12 protein-coding genes are annotated in these 17,485 nt (G+C 67.8%); 6 read left to right on the top strand and 6 right to left on the bottom strand.

The annotated features are described in order from the left end of the window. Positions 1–330: 330 nt before the first annotated feature. Positions 331–771, bottom strand: a complete 441-nt coding sequence (locus GJG85_RS06720; protein WP_050013735.1) for a nuclear transport factor 2 family protein — start codon at positions 769–771, stop codon at positions 331–333. Between the two features lie 46 nt (positions 772–817). Then, positions 818–2,842 (bottom strand): NADPH-dependent 2,4-dienoyl-CoA reductase, encoded by a 2,025-nt coding sequence (locus GJG85_RS06715; protein ID WP_050013734.1) that lies wholly within the window; start codon positions 2,840–2,842, stop codon positions 818–820. 153 nt (positions 2,843–2,995) lie between these two features. Between GJG85_RS06715 and GJG85_RS06710 the strand changes: the two genes are divergently transcribed. After that, positions 2,996–3,547 carry a PadR family transcriptional regulator gene (locus GJG85_RS06710; RefSeq protein ID WP_179233129.1) on the top strand — a complete coding sequence of 184 codons (552 nt, stop codon included), beginning with the start codon at positions 2,996–2,998 and terminating at the stop codon, positions 3,545–3,547. A gap of 159 nt (positions 3,548–3,706) precedes the next feature. Here GJG85_RS06710 and GJG85_RS06705 read toward each other — a convergent pair whose 3' ends face one another. From GJG85_RS06705 to wecB, 4 genes are all read right to left on the bottom strand, one after another. Beyond that, positions 3,707–4,687 (bottom strand): NADPH:quinone oxidoreductase family protein, encoded by a 981-nt coding sequence (locus tag GJG85_RS06705; protein WP_050013732.1) that lies wholly within the window; start codon positions 4,685–4,687, stop codon positions 3,707–3,709. A 329-nt stretch (positions 4,688–5,016) separates the two neighbouring features. Next, complete coding sequence (locus GJG85_RS06700; RefSeq protein WP_050013731.1) at positions 5,017–7,341, bottom strand: xanthine dehydrogenase family protein molybdopterin-binding subunit; 2,325 nt, start codon at positions 7,339–7,341, stop codon at positions 5,017–5,019. After that, on the bottom strand, positions 7,338–7,799 hold the full coding sequence (locus tag GJG85_RS06695; protein ID WP_050013730.1) for a (2Fe-2S)-binding protein: 462 nt from the start codon (positions 7,797–7,799) through the stop codon (positions 7,338–7,340). Before GJG85_RS06695 ends, GJG85_RS06700 begins: the two co-directional genes overlap by 4 nt. A gap of 452 nt (positions 7,800–8,251) precedes the next feature. Continuing rightward, on the bottom strand, positions 8,252–9,469 hold the full coding sequence (gene wecB, locus GJG85_RS06690) for a UDP-N-acetylglucosamine 2-epimerase (non-hydrolyzing) (RefSeq protein WP_050013729.1): 1,218 nt from the start codon (positions 9,467–9,469) through the stop codon (positions 8,252–8,254). A gap of 1,180 nt (positions 9,470–10,649) precedes the next feature. On the opposite strand from wecB, the gene GJG85_RS06685 reads away from it, so the two are divergent. The 5 genes from GJG85_RS06685 to GJG85_RS06665 all read left to right on the top strand — a co-directional run bounded on the left by GJG85_RS06685 (position 10,650) and on the right by GJG85_RS06665 (position 17,468). After that, complete coding sequence (locus GJG85_RS06685) at positions 10,650–12,182, top strand: glycosyltransferase (RefSeq protein ID WP_204383786.1); 1,533 nt, start codon at positions 10,650–10,652, stop codon at positions 12,180–12,182. Positions 12,183–12,185: 3 nt separating this feature from the next. Next, complete coding sequence (locus tag GJG85_RS06680; RefSeq protein WP_204383784.1) at positions 12,186–13,181, top strand: polymer-forming cytoskeletal protein; 996 nt, start codon at positions 12,186–12,188, stop codon at positions 13,179–13,181. Positions 13,182–13,191: 10 nt separating this feature from the next. Then, entirely contained in the window at positions 13,192–14,202 is a 1,011-nt protein-coding gene (locus GJG85_RS06675) for a YaiO family outer membrane beta-barrel protein (protein ID WP_050013726.1), read from the top strand. A gap of 13 nt (positions 14,203–14,215) precedes the next feature. Continuing rightward, positions 14,216–14,986, top strand: coding sequence for a hypothetical protein (locus GJG85_RS06670; protein ID WP_089488329.1), 771 nt, complete (start codon positions 14,216–14,218; stop codon positions 14,984–14,986). 334 nt (positions 14,987–15,320) lie between these two features. Next, entirely contained in the window at positions 15,321–17,468 is a 2,148-nt protein-coding gene (locus GJG85_RS06665) for a hypothetical protein (protein ID WP_050013724.1), read from the top strand. Positions 17,469–17,485: the final 17 nt, after the last annotated feature.

Below are 17,485 nucleotides of genomic sequence, written 5' to 3'. Positions count from 1 at the left end.
AGCCGACCAGGGTCGTGCAACTGCGTGCCGCGCGCGTGCGCCAGGCGCTCGCGTGCCGGCGCGGCGCGGCATGGCGCCGCTCCCCGCGCGCCGGGGTGGGTCCGATTCTCGTCACGTCGTATCGATCTTCGTTGAATGTCGTCGCACGCGAGCGGCCCGGGCAGCCGGCCGACCGGCGACGAAAACGTCAGATGATACAATATATCAACTTGGTCCGTCAGGATTTTGACAGCTTGCGTTGCCGCGCGCCTCGTCAACGCTGCGCACCCCCTCGCGCGCGGGGCCCCGCAACGCGGCCGCAAGCCGGTTGCATGCTAGCCGCCACCGCGCTCAACCGCCGGTCTTGAACGCCGGCAACTGCTGCCCGAGCCGCGCGCCCATTTCCGCGCCGAGCGCCTGCAGCGCATTGAACGGCCGGATCATCACCTCGAACTCGACGATTCGCCCGTCGTCGTCGAAGCGGATCATGTCGATCCCCTTCAGCGCCTTGTCGCCGATGGTCGCGCCGAATTCCAGCACGACGCTCTTGCCGTCGTCGGCCGCGAACTGGCGGTGATACGTGAAATTCTCGAGGATCGTGATCACCGTGCGCAGCGCCATCAGCAGCGCGGGCGCCGGCCCGTACGACTTGAACGCCATCGGCGAGCGGAACACGGCGTCCGGATGGACGATCGATTCCAGCGCGCCGAAATCCTTGCGTTCGACCATCGCATGCCATGCGTCGAGCGATTTCGCGACGGCGGGATGAAGATGCAGCGGGGAATGTGTCATCGAAGTCTCCAGCATCGTGGTGGGACGGAACAGAAACGAATCGGTATCAAAGGGTCGCGGCCAGCGTCGTGCCCTGGTGAATCGCGCGCTTCGCATCGAGTTCGGCGGCCTCGTCCGCGCCGCCGATCAGGTGCACGCGGCATCCGGCGGCCTGCAGTTGTTCCGCCAGCTCGCGCGACGGCTCCTGCCCCGCGCAGATCACCACGTTGTCCACCGGCAACGTCCAGTCGACGCCGTCGATCGTCACGTGGAAGCCGTCGTCGTCGATGCGCCGGTACGTGACCGACGACGACATCCCGACGCCGCGCGCCTTCAGCGCGGTACGGTGTATCCATCCGGTGGTCTTGCCGAGCCCGTCGCCCACCTTCGAGGCCTTGCGCTGCAGCAGATGCACGTGCCGCGCCGCCGGTTCGGGCCGCGCTTGGCCCAGGCCGCCGGCATTCGCATACGACCGGTCGACGCCCCATTCGCTGAAGAACCGGTCCGCATCGACACGCTCGGCGCCGTCGCGATGAACGAGATACTCGGCGACGTCGAAGCCGATGCCGCCCGCGCCGACGATCGCGACGTTGCGACCGACCGCCTTGTCGTCGCGCAGCACGTCGAGATAGCCGAGCGCCTTCGGATGCCCGATGCCGTCGATCGGCGGCGTGCGCGGCACGACGCCCGTCGCGATCACCACTTCATCGAATGCTTCCTGCAACAGCATCTCGGCGGTCGCACGCGTATTGACGTGCAGCGCGATGCCGCGCAATTCGATCTGCCGGCGGAAATAGCGCAGCGTCTCGTTGAACTCTTCCTTGCCGGGCACCTTCTTCGCGATATTGAACTGGCCGCCGATCTCGGCGCCGGCTTCGTATAACGTGACCGCATGACCGCGCTCGGCCGCCGTGACCGCGAAGCCGAGGCCCGCGGGCCCGGCGCCGACCACCGCGATCCGCTTGCGGCGCGGCGCCGGCTGGATCACGAGCTCGGTTTCATGACACGCACGCGGATTCACGAGGCACGACGTGATCCGGCCGCCGAACGTATGGTCGAGGCATGCCTGGTTGCAGCCGATGCACGTGTTGATTTCGTCCGCGCGCCCTTCCCGCGCCTTGCGGACGAACTCGGCATCGGCGAGGAACGGCCGCGCCATCGACACCATGTCGCAATAGCCGTCGGCGAGCAGTTGCTCGGCGACTTCCGGCGTATTGATCCGGTTGGTCGCGACGAGCGGGATGCCGACCTTGCCCATCAGTTCCCGCGTCACCCACGCGTATGCTGCGCGCGGCACCTTGGTCGCGATGGTCGGAATGCGCGCCTCGTGCCAGCCGATGCCGGTATTGAGGATCGTCGCGCCAGCCGCCTCGATCGCCTGCGCGAGCCGGATCACCTCGTCGAGCGTCGAGCCGCCTTCGACGAGATCGAGCATCGACAGCCGGTAGACGACGATGAAGTTCGCGCCGACACGCTCGCGCACGCGCCGCACGATCTCGACCGCGAAGCGGATGCGGTTCTCGTACGCGCCGCCCCACGCATCGTCGCGATGGTTCGTGCGCGCGGCGATGAATTCGTTGATCAGGTAGCCCTCGGACCCCATGATCTCGACGCCGTCGTAGCCCGCATGCTGCGCGAGCGCCGCGCATCGCACGAAATCGGCGATCGTCTCGTCGACCTCGTCGCTCGTCAACGCATGCGGCGTGAACCGGTTGATCGGCGCCTGCAGCGCGCTGGGCGCCGCGAGCGCCGGGTGATACGCGTAGCGCCCGAAATGCAGGATCTGCAACGCGATCCTGCCGCCTTCCGCGTGCACCGCACGCGTCACGACGCGGTGACGTTCGGCTTCCGCTTCGGTCGTCAGCATCGCGCCGCCCGGCGCCGGACGGCCGCGCTCGTTCGGCGCGAATCCGCCCGTGACGATCAGGCCGGCCTCGCCCCGTGCGCGCTCCGCATAGAACGCGGCCATCCGCTCGAAGCCGTTCGGCGCTTCCTCGAGGCCGACGTGCATCGAGCCCATCAACACGCGGTTCCTGAGCGACGTGAAGCCGAGTTCGAGCGGGGTCGTCAAATGCGGATAACGGGAGGTCATCGGGGCGTCTCCATCTTTTATGCAACAAGTTGCACGGATGGTAGCGCGTCGACTTCGTTTGTGCAACATGTTGCACAAACATACCTGCGCCGTTTGTGCTGCGGCCCCGATATGGCAAGATTCGGTTCATTGCGCAGCCTTCCTCGATCCGACATGTCCCTGCCTCACGCGCTTCTCACCGCCCTCGCCGAACGCCCTGGTTCGGGGTCCGAGCTCGCCGACCGTTTCGATCGCTCGATCGGCTATTTCTGGCAGGCGACGCATCAGCAGATCTATCGCGAACTCGGGCGTCTCGAGGAAATGGGTTGGGTCGAATCGCTGCCCGCCGAGTCCGGCCGCGGCCGCAAGCGCGCGTACCGGATCCTGCCGGCCGGCAAGAAGGAATTGCGCCGCTGGATCGCCGAACCGGAAGATCCGACGCCGCTGCGCGAGGCGTTGATGGTGCGCCTGCGCGCGGAAGCCGTGCTCGGGCCGGCCGGCCTCGAGCACGAGATCCGGCGGCGCATCGCGCTGCATCAGGAAAAGCTGGACTTGTATTTGCAGATCGAGGCGCGTGATTTTTTGGCGGACGGCGATTCGGCGGACGGCGATTCACGCACGAAGCGCCTGCAGCATCTGGTGCTGCAGGCCGGGATCGCAAACGAACGGTTCTGGGTCGAGTTTTCGCAGCACGCGCTCGACACGCTGCGTTTGCCGAAGGATTGAAGCCGCTGGCGAAGGCCGGCCGGCGGTCGTTTCACCGCCGCTCGGCCTCGTGCGCCCGACTACGTAATCGCGACGCCTTTACAGCAGGTCGCACCGCGCCCGCTTTCGTGAAGCACAGGCCGCGCAGCCTGCGTTGAATCGCCGCGCGGCGAACCCGGATCACGCATCCGGCAAAATCACCACCTTGCCCTTCACCTGCCGGTTCGCCATCCGCGCGATCGCATCGGCCGCGCCGTCCAGCGACACGCGTTCGGTGATCGTGGGCCGCACCTTGCCGGCCGCGAACCATTCGGCGAGCAGCCGCATGTTCGCCGCATGCTGCGCCGGATCGCGACGCACCGCATCGCCCCAGAACACGCCGAGAATGTCGCGCTCCTTCAGCAGCGCGAGGTTCAGCGCGAGCTTCGGGATCTCGCCGGCCGCGAAGCCGACCACGAGGAACCGGCCGCGCCATGCGGTCGCACGCAACGCCGCCTCGCTGTATGCGCCGCCCACCGGATCGTAGACGACGTCGGCGCCGCGCCCGCCGGTCAGTTCGTCGACGCGGCGGCGCAGGTCTTCGGTCGCATAGTCGATCGTCTCGTCGGCGCCCGCTTCGCGGCACAGCGCGAGCTTGTCCGCGCTCGACGCCGCCGCGATCACGCGCGCACCGAGCGCTTTCGCGATCTCGATCGCGGCGATGCCGACGCCGCCGGCCGCCCCGAGCACGAGCAGCGTCTCGCCCGCCTGCAGGCGCGCCCGCTGCTGCAACGCATGCAGCGACGTACCGTACGCAAGCACGAGCGCGGCGCCCTGCTCGAACGTCATGCCCGGCGGCAGCGCGGCGAGTTGGTGCGCGTCGGCCACGCACTGCTGCGCGAACCCGCCGTGGCCGGTAAACGCCATCACCGAATCGCCGGGCCGCCACGCGGTGACGCCGTCGCCGACCGCGTCGATCACGCCGGCAAACTCGGCGCCCGGCGAAAACGGCAGCGCCGGTTTCACCTGATACAGCCCCTGGACGATCAGCGCGTCGGGGAAGTTGAGCGACGCCGCCTTCACCTGGATCCGGACTTGCCCGGCAGCCGGTTCTGGAATCGCGACGTCCTCGATGCGCAAGCGGTCGATCGGGCCGAATGCGGTACACAACAGGGCTTTCATGCGCTTCTGTCTCCTTGCGCGGCGTGGCCGGGCATCGGTACGGTGTGCGGGACATCTCCCCGTGGCCGGTTCACGACGCATATGCGATGCCCTACGGCATCGGCAACATCGTCAGAACGCGAGATCGCGTCGCGACATCGACAGGCTGATCGTGCTGCCTCCCGGGGTGCCGGCCGTGTCAGCCGAATGAAGGGTTGGGTGGCGCCAAGTGCTGGCAGGAATTTAGCACGGTCGTTCACAAACGACAACGATACACACGCCAGCCAGTATGCGTATCCGGGAAGTGGGCCGGGCCGCACGAGGCGGCCCGGCGCGGGACAGCTATCGCGTCAACCCGCCTGCGGCTTCGAAAGCTGATCCGCAATCGGCAGGCTGCGAATGCGCGTGCCGGTCGCCGCGAAGATCGCGTTGGTCAGCGCCGGCGCGACGGGCGGCAGGCCCGGTTCGCCGACGCCGCCGAGCGGCGTCGCGTAGTCGTCCGGCGCGACGAGATGCACGCGGATGTCGCGCGGCGCCTCGTTCATCCGCAGCACCTGGAAGCCGTTGAAGTTGCTCTGCTCGGGGTGGCCGTCCTTGAACGTGATCTCGCCGTGCAGCGCGATGCCGAGCCCCATCACCACCGCGCCCTCCAGTTGCGAGCGCACCCGTTCCGGATTGATCTGCGGCCCGCAGTCGATCGCGATGTCGACGCGCGGCACCGAGATCCTGCCGTCCGCGTCGACCTGCACCTCGCACACCACCGCCGTGTACGACACGAAGCTGCGATGCGCGGCGATCCCGAGCCCGTGCCCCTTCGGCAGCTTGCGCCCCCAGCCGGCCTCGCGCGCGACCGTCTCGACCACGCGTCGCAGCCGCCCCGTATCGACCGGATACAGCGCGGGATCCTCGCCGTAGTTCACGTTTTTCACCGTGATGTGCGGCTCGAAACGCCGCGCGGGCCCGATCAGGTCGAGCAGGAAATCCTTCGGATCGCGGCCGGCCGCATGCGCGAGTTCCGACACGAAGCTCTGGATGCCGAACGCATGCGGAATGTTGTACACCGAGCGAAACCAGCCGATCCGCGTATGCGCTTGCGCGGCCGGATTCTCGATCCGCACGTTCGGGATCGCGAACGGCAGATCCGCGATGCCTTGCGCGAGCTCGCCCGGCTGCTCGTGCACGACGCCGGCGCGGAACGTCGACTGGATCGACGGCGCGACCGTGCGATGCTGCCACGCGACCACCTTCCCCGCCGCATCGATCCCGCCGTCGAACGCTTCGAGCGACACCGCGTGGAAGTAGTCGTGCGCGATGTCGTCCTCGCGCGTGAACGTCAGCTTCACGGGCGCGCCGACCGCCTTCGACAGCAGCGCGGCTTCCACCACGTAATCGGGCTTCGACTTGCGGCCGAAGCCGCCGCCGAGCAACGTCACGTTGACCGTCACACGCTCGGCCGGCACGCCGAGCGCCTTCGCGATCTCGTCGCGCGTGGTCTGCGGCGCCTGCGTGCAGGTCCACACTTCGCAGCGGCCGTCGGCCACCCGCGCGACGGCCGCGGGCGGCTCCATCGTCGCGTGCGCGAGATGCGGAACGTAGTACGTCGCGCGCACGCGTTTCGCGGCGCCGGCGAGTGCGGCCGCCGCATCGCCGTCGTTGCGGATCACGTCGCCCGGCTGCGCGGCGGCCGCTTCGAGCGTCTTGCGATACGCGGCCGAGTCGTAGCCCGCATGCGGCCCGCGCTTCCAGTCGATCTTCAACTGCGCGCGTGCCTGGATCGCCGTCCACGTATCGCGCGCAATGACGGCCACGCCGCCGAGCGGCTGGAAGCCGGACGGCAGCGGCGTCGACGCCAGTTGTACGACCTTGACGACACCCGGCAGCTTCTCGGCGGCCGACGCATCGAACGACGCGACCGTGTCGCCGTAGGCCGGCGGTCGCGCAACAACCGCATACAGCATGCCGTCGAGGCGCGTATCGATCCCGTACCGCGCGCGGCCGCCGACGATGTCGCGTCCGTCGATCAGCGCCGTCTTGCCCTTGCCGATATAGCGGAATTCGGCCGGCGCCTTCAACGCCACGCTTTTCGTATCGGGCACCGGCAGCGCGGCCGCCTTCCCGGCCAGTTCGCCGAAGCCGAGCTTGCGTCCGGTTTTCGTGTCGACGACCTCGTGCACCGTCACCTTCACCTGGCGCACGTCGACGCCCCACACGGCAGCGGCCGCCTGCGCGAGCATCGTGCGCGCGGCCGCCCCCGCGCGGCGCAGCGCGGCGAAGCTCTGGCGCAGGCTGCGCGAACCGTCGGTGTTCTGGTTGCCGTAGCGCGGCTCGTCGCCGACCGCTTGCGCGACCTTCACGCGCGCCCAGTCCGCGCCCAGTTCGTCGGCGACCACGAGCGCGACGCTCGTGCGTACGCCCTGGCCCATCTCGGAGCGGATGCAGGTCACCGTGACGGTGCCGTCCGGTGCGATCGCAACGAACAGGTTCGGATCGTCGCGCAAGCCATGCGGCATCCCCGCGCCGCCATACTGCGGATTCGCGCTGACGGGCGGCTGCGCCGGCGTGGCCGTCTGCGCGAGCGACGGCACGCCGAACGCGAGCAGCAGCCCGCCCGATGCGAAGCCGAGCAGCAGCGCGCGACGGCTTTCGTTGTCGACGGAGAGTTCGGGCGCGCTCATGCGTCACCTCCGCGGCGCACGGCCAGCCGGATCGCCGCGCGAATGCGCGTATAGGTGCCGCAGCGGCAGATGTTGCCGGACATCGCATCGTCGATGTCGGCATCGGTCGGATGGGGATTCGTCTTCAGCAGCGACGCGGCCTGCATGATCTGCCCGGACTGGCAGTAGCCGCATTGCGCGACGTTCAGTTCCTGCCACGCCTGCTGCAGCGGGTGCGTGAGATCCGTCGACAGCCCCTCGATCGTCGTCACGCGCCTGGACGCCGCCGCCGCGACCGGCGTGATGCACGCGCGGATCGCGACGCCGTCGAGATGCACGGTGCATGCACCGCACAGCGCCATCCCGCAGCCGAACTTGGTGCCGGTGTGGCCGAGCACATCGCGCAGATACCAGAGCAACGGCATGTCGGGATTGCCGTCGAAGTGCTGCTCGCTACCGTTGACGGTCAGCGTGATCATCGTTCACCTCCTGGTTGCGATGCCCGCCGGGCAGGCATCGAGTGGGGATTCGAACGGCGCGGCGCACATTCCGAACGATCAGGCAGGCGTGGCGCCGTTTCGTCGACCGTGTCGCGTGCACGCACGGTCGGGCGGATGCTGCGAACGATGCCGTCGGCCGGTTGCCTGCGCAACCTTTCGCCTTTGCCCGGCCGGCGCTCGTCCGCATGGATCGCCGCCCGCATTATCGAACCATTTCGGATTTCACGTCGGGTCGCGGCGATTCGGGCGTTTCAGGCAAGCGGGGAGAACGCACGGCCGGAGATGGCGCGTGTCATCGACGGGGCTTTAGCGTGCATCGCGAGCGCGCGTTCCGGGTCGCACATAGGCAAACATCCGGCCGACCTCACGGCCGGACCGGATGCTTGATGGTTGCGCCGAACGCGACGCCACGCACTACCGCACGGTCTTCCTCACGGCGAGCGCAACGCCTGCAACCCGAGCGTGAGCGCGTTGAACGGCATCTCCGCGGCGCCCATCGAGAAACTGGTCGTCTTCGTGGGCACGCCGGGCGTACGCATCAGCGCGTGGACGATCCGCTCGCTCGCATGGCCGTCGCCGTATGGATTGCTCGCGCGCGACATTTCCTCGTACGCGCTCTCGCTGTCGAACAGCCGCGACGCTTCCCACACGATCCGGTCCTGATCGGTGCCGACGAGCCGCGCGGTGCCGGCCTGAATCGCCTCGGGCCGCTCGGTCGTCTCGCGCGTGACGAGCACCGGCTTGCCGAGCGCCGGCCCTTCTTCCTGAATGCCGCCCGAATCCGTGATGATGAAATGCGCGCGCGACATCAGGAATACGAACGACAGGTATTCCTGCGGCTCGATCAGGTAGATGTTGGGCACGCCGCCGAGCCGCGCGCGCGCCGGCTCCTGCACGTTCGGGTTCAGGTGCAGCGGATAGACGAACTGCGCATCGCGATAGCGGTTCGCCAGCGTGCACAGCGCGTCGCAGAAATGCCGGAACGGTTCCCCGAAACTTTCGCGGCGATGGCCGGTGATCAGCACGACGCGCCGCGACGGTTCGAGAAACGGGAAGTACGCGGCGATCTTGTCCGACAGCGCGGCGGTGCGATCCAGCATGCGCTTGACCTCGTGCAACGCATCGATCACGGTATTGCCCGTCAGCGAGACGCCCCCGCCCGGCACGCCCTCGCTCAGCAGGTTGTCGCGGGCCTGCCCGGTCGGCGCGAAATGCCATGACGACACCGCATCGGTCACGCGGCGATTCAGCTCCTCCGGCCACGGCGACCAGATGTCGCCGCTGCGCAGGCCGGCCTCCACGTGACCGACCGGCAGATAGCGATAGAACGCCGCCAGGCTCACCGCGAGCGTGGTCGTCGTATCGCCGTGGACCAGCACGACGTCCGGCCGAAAATCGTCGAAGACGACGCCGATCGCATGAAGAATGCCGGTCGTCACGTCGGTCAGCGTCTGGCCTTGCCGCATCAGGTTGAGATCGTAGTCGGGCTTGATGTCGAACAGCGTCAGCACCTGATCGAGCATTTGCCGATGCTGCGCGGTCACGCACACGCGGGCGTCGACATCCGTCTGCGCCTTCAGCGCACGCACCAGCGGCGCCATCTTGATGGCCTCCGGCCGAGTCCCGAACACAAGCAAGATCTTCTTCATCGTTATCCTCGTTTAGCCGCTTCGCGCCCGGCGATCCTGCACGCGGCGCGAAGCATGTATTCGGGCGGCGCATCCCGTACACGCACGCGATCGACATGCGGCGGTGTGGCGGGGCGAGCGCGCTGCCGCGTCCGCGCGGTCCAGGCCGCGCGAATCGTCGTACTACCGGCGTCCCGTTGCACTGGATCAATCACGTCATGAGTCGTTCCTCGCTGTGTCGAGCGTCACGTCCTCCCACACCAGCAATATTCAAACCAGCCGGCTCGCGTCGCGGCCCGCTTCGCTCCGCGGCCATTGCCCGCGAACGGTGCGTCATGGAATGTTTCACAACTGCTACGGACACCCGCATCGCCGGATCGACGCGGCAACGATAAACAGCCGGACGCTCGCGCGATCCGTCTGACGACGTCGTCCGACGAATCGCGCATGCATGTCGAGCCCTCGTGACGAAGCGAATCGCACGGACCTTTCGACGCGCGTTGCGTCGCCTCGATTCGCCCCTTTCGTCTGTGCAGTGCGCGGCGCGCACGCGAGCGTCGACCGCCGTGGCGCGCGCAGGATTTCGCCCACATCCGACGCCGCGTTGAATCACACGAATCGGGGCTCGGGAAATGTTGCGAATGTGTAACGCGGATTCGAAACCGGCGAATACATCGGAGTCCGGTCCATTCGTCTCATGTGAAAGCAGCGCGCGTAGCGATCGCGGGCCGACGCGTGCATGCCGAACGACACGCGACGGCCAGCCATGCCAAGCCGCACCCGGCCACGCGGCATCGGCAGCTGGGACGGTCCGGGCACCGCGCGACGCGCTCGAGCCGCGCGGCCGACCGTGCGGGGTCGGATGCGACGCGCGCACGCTGATTCGTCAGTGAATCAAAACACGCCGGCTGCACGCATGCCGCATCCGCTTCCCGCGCGGGCCTCCTTGCTGCGCGGGGCATCGCGGCAGATGGCTCACCCCTTGCTTGATGTCGGACAGGTGCGTCCCGAAGCACGCGCATCGCAGCAGACAGATGGGGGCGCCAAAGCAACGAAGCCGGGAGACGATGCGACGCATCCGTCCGGGGCAGCCGACAACCGCCCCGCGACGAACGCGCCATCGTTTCCCATTGACGTCCGCGCGATCCACGGAGCGCCTTCAGCTCTCATCGGTCGTCGTTGCGGGCACGGGGATGGGGACATGAAGAAAACGCGGGCGGCGTCATTCTGCGAGCAAGGCATCCTGCTGCTGATCGTGCTTGCGTGCTCGCTGATCGTGCGCGACACCGCCTCGCAGGCGATCGCCGAACCGGCCCGGTTCGGCGTGCCCGCCGCAACGGCCGCAACCACCGGGATCGCGATGGAGCGCATCGCGCTCGTCGCGCCGGCCTCGCCCGATCCGGACGCGTCGCTCGAGCCGCCGCCCGCCGCCACGCCGGGCGTCGCATTCGATCCCGAGCTGCTGCTGATACCGTGCGTCGCGTACCTGTGGCTGTTCACGCTGTTGACGTGCGCGTATGCCGCCCGGCATTACGTATTCAGCCTCGACCGCCTGTTCAAGCCGCAACACGCGCCCTACCGGACGATGACCCACGGCGACTGGCCGCGGCTCACCGTCTTCGTCGCCGCCCACAACGAGGAAACCGTCATCGTCGATTGCCTGATGGCGCTGCTGGCGACGACCTACCCGCGCGACCGGCTGACGATCATTCCGGTCAACGACCGCTCGACCGACAACACGCGCGCATTGATCGACGAAGTCCGCGCACTCGCGCCCGAGCTGATTCAGCCGTTTCACCGCGAGACCGGCAAGCCGGGCAAGGCAGCCGCGCTGAAGGATGCGCTGCGCTTCATCCGCGGCGACATCATGGTGGTATTCGATGCCGACTACCTGCCGCGCCCGGGGCTGCTGAAGGAACTGGTCGCGCCGTTCTTCGACCCGGAAGTCGGCGCGGTGATGGGCCGTGTCGTGCCGCAGAACGCCGACAGCAACCTGCTCGCACGGCTACTCGATCTCGAGCGCGCGGGCGGCTATCAGGTCAACCAGCAAGCCCGCAACAATCTGAACCTGGTGCCGCAGTACGGCGGCACGGTCGGCGGCATCCGCAAGGGCGCGCTCGACGCCGTGGGCGGCTGGTGCGACGACACGCTCGCCGAAGATACCGACATGACCTACCGCCTGCTGCTGAGCGACTGGCGCACGGTCTATCTGAACCACGCCGAATGTTACGAGGAAGTACCGGAGCGCTGGGCTGTCCGCGCGCGGCAACTGACGCGCTGGGCGAAGGGCCACAACCAGACGATGCTGCGCTATCTGGTTCCGGTGCTGCGCAACCCGCTGATCTCGCGCCGCTGCCGGCTCGACGGCGCGCTGCTGCTCGGCGTATTCACGATGCCCGCGCTGCTCGCGATCGCGTGGAGCGCCGCGCTCGCGCTCTACCTGTTCAACGGCGTCAACTCGACCGCGCTCGGCCTGCTGCTGTCGCTGTTCGCGCTGTTCTCGTTCAGCACCTTCGGCAACTTCGGCGTGTTCTTCGAGATCGTCGTCGCCGCGCGGCTCGACGGCCGCGCGACGCGGCTGCGGCTCGTGCCGGTCAACGTCGTCGGCTTTTGCGTGACGATCGCGGCGGTCGTCTCCGCGCTGTGGGGACTCGCGCTCGACGCGGCGTTCCGCCGCGAACTGAAGTGGGACAAGACCGAGCGTTTTCGCCGGCAGTTGAAACCGGAGCGATGAGCGATGACGACCTTCAACGTGATGGTGCCGGTGGCCGGCGTGCTCACGCTGCCGTTCCTGCCGATGCTGCATGAACTGATCCGGCGCAGCGACGTCGCGGCGCTGCCGATCGGCGACGGGCCGTTCGTCGACCAGGCGCTGCTCGCCGCGCGCTGGCACGACGCGCTGCGCGCGCACGTGGCCGGCACGCCGCCGCCGGATGTATCGGGCGCGCCGCCGTGGCAGACGCTCGGACTGGCCGTCGAGCATGCGGACACGATCCATGTCGCACGCGACGCGCATCGCGACGACGTGCTCTACGCCGACCGTTCGATCACGCTCGACGACGGCGCGCGGGCCGCGTACGCGTTCGCCGGCCAGCGCATCGACATCCGTGCCGGCGCGACGATCGGCACGCTCGCGCATGCGCCGCTGATCGACGTCGACGATGCGGTGCTGCGCGGCGTCGTGGTCGGCGACACGGTGCGCCTGCGCGGCGCCGGCGGCTTCGCATGCCTGTATGGCGAGCCGCTCGTCTTCGGCGCGGCGCCCGGCCCGCGGCCCGCGGACATACCGGCCGCTCCGCGCCGCGCGATCACGCTCACCCGCCACTTCGCGTCGCTGCCGCATCGCTTCCTGCACGGTCGTTACCTGCTGCCGTGCGACGTTCGCCTGCCCGCGCACACGGTCGTGCAAGGCAACCTGATCGTCGAAGGAACGCTCGTCCTCGGCGAAGGCTGCGTGCTGCGCGGCAGCGTCAAGGCGCATCGCGTCGAACTCGAACGTCACGCGTTGCTGCACGGCGCGGTATTCGCGCGCGACGACGTGTTGCTCGCCCACGCGAGCTGCATCGACGGCGTCGTGTCGGCCGGCGGCCTGTTGCGACTGACGGGTGCGCGCATCGGCGTCGCCGGTCATCCGGTCAGCGCGTGTGCGCGCGACGTATCGATCGTCGATCATGCCTGCCTGCATGGCGATCTCGTCGCGTGGCGCAGCGGCTGGTTCCACACATCCCGTTAAGGAGCGCCTCATGTCCGATCGCCCCAGCCATCGCGGCCCGCGCGTGCCGGTTGCCACCCTCGCGATGCTGTGCGGCGTCGCCTTCGGCGCGCCCGCGGCGCTGGCGGAGCAGCCGGACGATGCCGCCGCCGCGCCCGCCGTGCAGCCGCCGCCCACGACCGTCATCACGCCACGGATGCGCGACGAATCGATGTTCGTGCGCGTCGACGCCGAAGGCCTGCCGGACGGCGTGCCGCTCGCCGAGTTCACGCCCGAGGATACGAACCGGCCGCCGCTGCCCGATGCAGTCGTCACCCATGTGCAGGCGCCGCAGGAATCGCACACCGAACTGTCGCTCGGCTATTCGAGCGCACATCTGACGCACGGCTACGGCGACTGGTACGGCGTGCACCTGCGCGGCGTCTATCAGGACGGCAGTCGCACCGTGCTCGGCGAACTGGCGCAACTGCACCGCTTCGGCGAGAACACGCAGCTCGGCGCGCTGACCTACGTGCAGAACCTCGGCCCCGACTGGTTCGGCGGGATCGGCTTTTCCGGCACCACGTCAGGCACGATCCTGCCGAGTGCGCGCGTCGACGTATCGATCAACCGCAAGCTGTTGTCCGATCGTTCGCTGGTCGTGTCGCTCGGCGCCGGCTACGCGTGGAACCGCAGCGGCCACCGCGACCAGCTCTATCACGCCGGCGTGATCTGGTACGCATTGCCGAAGTGGATTTTCGAGGCGGGCGCGAACTATACGGTCGATTCGCCCGGATCGGTGAAGGCGCCCGCCTACTACGGCGCCGTCACCTACGGCGAAGTCGGCAAGAGCGTGATCGTGCTGCGCGGCGGCGTCGGCCGCGAGGCGTATCAGGTCACCGGCTCGGGCTCGCAGATCGCGGATTTCCGCAGCCACGAGATCACCGCGAAATGGCGCTACTGGGTCACGCGCAAGTGGGGGACGCAACTCGAATTCGCGTACTACCACAACCCGTATTACTCACGAATCGGCGGCGAGCTCAGCGTCTTCTATCGCTGGTAAGCGGGCGGGCGCCATGCAGACGCATCCCGTCCGTCCTCCCGTCGACCGTTCGCTGCGCACCCACGCGCACCCGCAGCGCTGGCTGTCGTCGATCGCGCTGCTGACGCCCGCGCTGTACGCGTCGCTGTGGTTCGGATTGCCGATGGCGTGGCGCTACTGGCGCGCGGTCATGGCGTGGGGCGCGCGCCAGATCGATCCGGCGCTTCACGTGATCGTGATCGGCTATCCGCCCGACGCACCGCGCGTGCCGCTGCTGTCGATCGACGTCGCGGCCCGCATGCCGGGCGGCACGCTGCTGGTCGCCACCGCCGCGCTCTGCATGATCGGCTTCGCCGCATCGTTCATCCGGCGCGCGCGGTGGCTGCCCGTTGCATATCTGTTACGTATCGCGAGCTTCACCCAGCTGCTGATTTGCGCGTACTTCTGGCTCGCGCCCGGCACGTTCCCGTACGTCCCGCAACTGCATCTGCGCGACATGTTCGTGCTGCACGGCGCGGCGATCGCGCTGATTCCGCTGGTCATGGCCGCGCTGTACTACCCGCTCGATTTCTCGCTGCTGCAAAAAGCCTTCGCGTCGCTGCTGGTGCTGGGCTACTTCGTGTTCGCGCTGCCGTTCGTGATGCTGCTGCACGCGACGATCGTCCATCACGGCTCGCTGCTGTTTTTGCCGTTCTGCTATTTCCTGCTCGGCGGGCCGCTGCTGATCGCCCTGCTGGTCACGCTCTATACCTACTGCGCGAGCTGGCCCGGCGCGCTGACGCGCGATCGCGATTCCGTCTGCTGATAGCGCGTCCCAACGCGCCGTATCAGCGATGAAACGAATCCGTCGGGTTTGCGACCGTGCCGCGCGACCGGCAGTGCAGGAAGCCAGCAGGACCGGGCCTCCTGCGCCAATGGCACGTTGTTCGCTTCTTTCCATGCGTCGCATCGAGTCCTCTCACCGGCGAAGGCAGCGCGGCGCACCGGCGCATTGGCGCGGTCGGACCACCGTGACACGCACCGCTCGATACCCGACGAACCGGACAGCCGCAACACACCTACGGGGCTGGAATGCTCGACCTGGCGGCACGCGTATCCCGGCTGCCGCACGCCCCCATTCCTTGAGCGAGGAGCACACCATGTTGGCAAAGTCAGGCAAGTTCTTGCGGATCCTGTTCGCGCTGTTCGCGCTCGCGTTCGCATTCAGTCCGGGCGGCGTTCAGGCGGCCACCAACCAGCTTCTGCTGTTGGTGCCCGATACGCTGACGCTGCCCGATTCGCGCGTATCCGCATGGCTCGACAGTGCCCAGGAAGAAGGGCTGCAGATCAAGGTGATGACCGACAGCCAGTTCATGGCGGCCGGCGCGACGCTGTCGCAGTATCCGGGCCTGATCCTGCCCGATCAGGTGCATACGACGGCCGCCGACGCGCTCGTGACCGCGATCCAGAACTACGCGCTGAACGGCGGCAAGGTGATGCTCGTCTACGATTTCGGCGTACTGAATTCGGCCGGCTTCTACGTCAGCCCGAAATCGCGCTTCAGCAGCATGGCCGGTGTGGACTATGTGCTGTATGACCAATACGGCGGCAACATGATCGGTCTCGGCAATGTAACCGGCATGAGCAGCTGGCTGCGCACGCTCCAGGTGCCCCCCGGCAAGTCGATGGCATGGACCACGACTTCGTCGACCACCACGACCGCCAGCGCCCTCGCCTCGACGAGCACGTCGGGCACCTCGGGCACGTCGACCAATTCGACGTCGGGCAGCGCACAGTTTCTCGCCGCCAGCCCGTCGAACCCCGGCGGCCTCGCCAACTACAACCACGGCGCATGGTTTCAGTACACGACGCCGTCCACCGGCAGCGGCGTGCTGAACCAGACGGCCCCGAAGCTGACCGGCACCGTGACCGGCAAGCTGAAGAAAACCACGACGTATACCGCCAATTCGCTGCTGAGCACGTCGACCGGCAAGACGGCCACCGCGCTCGCGTCGACGCTGGCCACCACCACCGACACGCTCGAAGGCATCTCCGGCTACGTGTACGGCTTCCTCACCTATCCGAGCTTCGTCACGCAGGGGACGTACACCGGCACGACGATCCTGACCTCGCCGACCTTCGGGCTGGTGTCCGGCTACAACACGTACGGCAACGGCGGCGTGCTGTTCGTCAACCTGCCGCTCGCCTACCTCGACGGCCAGACCGACGGCATGCTGATTCACGGCTACCTGCATTATTTCGGCACGCAGATGCTTAACCTGCCGTCGCTGTCGCCGCTGCCGAAGGCGATGGCCGGGCTCGTGTTCAACTGGCACTTCTGCGCGGGCGACCAGATCCAGCCGGCGCTCTACCTGAAGAGCCTCGGCGTGTGGAACAACGGGCCGTTCTCGCTCGTGGTCACGGCCGGCCCCGATGAAGCGGCGTTCGGCGACGGTGGCGGCATCAATCTCGCCAACAACCCGTCCGCGCAGAATCTCCTCAAGTATTTCGTGAGCAAGGGCCATCGCGTCGGCAGCCACGGCGGCTGGATCCACGACTACTGGGGGGCGAATGCGAGCGAAACCAACGCGAGCACGTTTACGCAGTACCTGGTGATGAACCATCAGGCCGTCCAGGCGACGACGGCCTTGCCCGACGTCGAGTACGCGGCGCCGGAAGGCAACACGCCGACGTGGTCGGTCAACTGGCTCGAAAGCAACGGCTTCAACGGCTACTACTTCACCGGCCACACCGGCTCGGCACCGACCCGCGCCTACCGCAACGGCGCGTTGCTGAACCCCGGCCTGTGGGCGTACCCCGTGATGCCGTTCGGCAAGTACGCGACGTTCGAGGAGTTCCAGCAATACGCGGTGCCGACGGCCGACGTGAACAACTGGTACGCATCCCTGATGAACTTCGTCGTCGCGAACCGCACGAGCCGGCTGATCTATGCGCACCCGCTCGGCGCGTCGTCCTACACGTCGACGCTGTCCGCGATCTTCAATCAAGCCAACACGCTGAAGCTGCTCGGTCAGTTCAAGTGGTACACGATGACCGACATCACGGTGTTCGACCGCGCACGCCTGAACGTCACATGGTCGGCCACCGATACGGGCAGCGGCTGGGCGTTCGCCGCCAGCCACCCGACCAGCCTCGCGAACATGACGTGGCTGCTGCCGAAGAAGGCCTTCGCGCTGCCGTTGATCACGCAAGGCCTCGGTAGCGTCGTCATCACCGACTCGACGTACTGGCTCGTGACCGCGAACAGCGGGACCAGTCTCAAGTTCACCAGCGCCAAGGTGCACTGAGCCGCGACATCGACCCA

This window comes from Burkholderia sp. MS389 (genome assembly GCF_016899425.1).
Classification (GTDB): domain Bacteria; phylum Pseudomonadota; class Gammaproteobacteria; order Burkholderiales; family Burkholderiaceae; genus Burkholderia; species Burkholderia sola.
This window is presented reverse-complemented; position numbering and strand designations above follow the sequence as displayed.

Excerpts from the sequence above, each read along its gene's own strand:
- GJG85_RS06720 (WP_050013735.1), bottom strand. The coding sequence starts at position 771 with ATGACACATTCCCCGCTGCATCTTCATCCCGCCGTCGCGAAATCGCTC.
- GJG85_RS06715 (WP_050013734.1), bottom strand. The coding sequence starts at position 2,842 with ATGACCTCCCGTTATCCGCATTTGACGACCCCGCTCGAACTCGGCTTC.
- GJG85_RS06710 (WP_179233129.1), top strand. The coding sequence starts at position 2,996 with ATGTCCCTGCCTCACGCGCTTCTCACCGCCCTCGCCGAACGCCCTGGT.
- GJG85_RS06705 (WP_050013732.1), bottom strand. The coding sequence starts at position 4,687 with ATGAAAGCCCTGTTGTGTACCGCATTCGGCCCGATCGACCGCTTGCGC.
- GJG85_RS06700 (WP_050013731.1), bottom strand. The coding sequence starts at position 7,341 with ATGAGCGCGCCCGAACTCTCCGTCGACAACGAAAGCCGTCGCGCGCTG.
- GJG85_RS06695 (WP_050013730.1), bottom strand. The coding sequence starts at position 7,799 with ATGATCACGCTGACCGTCAACGGTAGCGAGCAGCACTTCGACGGCAAT.
- wecB (WP_050013729.1), bottom strand. The coding sequence starts at position 9,469 with ATGAAGAAGATCTTGCTTGTGTTCGGGACTCGGCCGGAGGCCATCAAG.
- GJG85_RS06685 (WP_204383786.1), top strand. The coding sequence starts at position 10,650 with ATGAAGAAAACGCGGGCGGCGTCATTCTGCGAGCAAGGCATCCTGCTG.
- GJG85_RS06680 (WP_204383784.1), top strand. The coding sequence starts at position 12,186 with ATGACGACCTTCAACGTGATGGTGCCGGTGGCCGGCGTGCTCACGCTG.
- GJG85_RS06675 (WP_050013726.1), top strand. The coding sequence starts at position 13,192 with ATGTCCGATCGCCCCAGCCATCGCGGCCCGCGCGTGCCGGTTGCCACC.
- GJG85_RS06670 (WP_089488329.1), top strand. The coding sequence starts at position 14,216 with ATGCAGACGCATCCCGTCCGTCCTCCCGTCGACCGTTCGCTGCGCACC.
- GJG85_RS06665 (WP_050013724.1), top strand. The coding sequence starts at position 15,321 with ATGTTGGCAAAGTCAGGCAAGTTCTTGCGGATCCTGTTCGCGCTGTTC.